This is a genomic window from Christiangramia aquimixticola, from assembly GCF_048285835.1.
In the GTDB taxonomy this organism is placed as follows: domain Bacteria; phylum Bacteroidota; class Bacteroidia; order Flavobacteriales; family Flavobacteriaceae; genus Christiangramia; species Christiangramia aquimixticola.
The window spans coordinates 1-279 of record NZ_JBLVTL010000339.1 but is presented as its reverse complement, the minus strand read 5'-3'; the positions used below and the strand labels follow the sequence as shown (position 1 = coordinate 279).

1 protein-coding gene is annotated in these 279 nt (G+C 50.2%); it reads left to right on the top strand.

The genetic code is table 11. From position 1 onward, the window contains the following. Positions 1–279, top strand: a 279-nt coding sequence (locus ACNKXV_RS14735; protein ID WP_417908448.1) for an AMP-binding enzyme, incomplete at both ends; no start/stop codon positions are given.

The window sequence follows — 279 nt, the reverse complement described above, 5'->3', positions numbered from 1 at the left end:
ATCAAATTCCCTTGGCCATCCATGATCCGAACCACCTACGGAGATCACGATCGCTGCAAGCAGACGTACTTTTCTACGTATAAAAACATGTACTTTACCGGTGACGGAGTGAAGCGTGACCACGATGGCTACTACCGAATTCTCGGCCGAGTAGATGATGTGATCAATGTTTCAGGTCACCGAATGGGCACTGCTGAAGTGGAAAACGCGATCAACGAACACCCAAAAGTCATCGAGTCCGCGGTGGTAGGCTATCCGCATGAGGTCAAAGGTCAAGGC